The sequence below is a fragment of the Collinsella sp. HCP28S3_E9 genome (assembly GCF_052065455.1).
Taxonomy (GTDB): domain Bacteria; phylum Actinomycetota; class Coriobacteriia; order Coriobacteriales; family Coriobacteriaceae; genus Collinsella.
The window spans coordinates 1-667 of record NZ_JBQHTZ010000044.1 but is presented as its reverse complement, the minus strand read 5'-3'; the positions used below and the strand labels follow the sequence as shown (position 1 = coordinate 667).

General features: G+C 67.2%; 1 rRNA gene. It reads left to right on the top strand.

The annotated features are described in order from the left end of the window. Positions 1-39: 39 nt before the first annotated feature. Positions 40-667, top strand: a 23S ribosomal RNA gene (locus ACTNA2_RS09080); the annotation flags it as partial.

Below are 667 nucleotides of genomic sequence, written 5' to 3'. Positions count from 1 at the left end.
ATTAGCGACACGTGGATATCCCGCGGGCCCGGAGCGGTCCCGCAAGATACCACGGGCGCACGGCGGATGCCTTGGCACAGGGAGCCGATGAAGGACGCGGCAAGCTGCGATAATCCCCGGCGAGGAGCACACATCCTTCGACCCGGGGGTCTCCGAATGGGCGAACCCATGCACAGCAGTGTGCATATCCCCGGCCTGAACGCATAGGGCCGGGGAGGACAACCCGGGGAACTGAAACATCTAAGTACCCGGAGGAGAGGAAATCAATCTCGAGACTCCCCGAGTAGCGGCGAGCGAAAGGGGACCGATGGCCAAACCGTCGAGCGGGCGTACCCGGCAGGGGTTCCGCCGGCGGGGTTGCAGGGCCGCGCATCCGGGGGCTGCCGCCCCCGGGCGCAGGTCCGGCTGGGGAGCGGAACGGCATGGGAGGGCCGGCCGCAGCGGGTGACAGCCCCGTACGCGAACCCAGACCGGACGGCGCGACGCGGTCCCTGAGTAGGGCCGGGCACGTGAAACCCGGTCCGAACCTGGGTGGACCACCATCCAAGCCTGAGTACTACCCTGTGACCGATAGCGCACCAGTACCGTGAGGGAAAGGTGAAAAGCACCCCGGGAGGGGAGTGAAACAGTACCTGAAACCGTGCGCCCACGAGCAGTCGGAGCACCC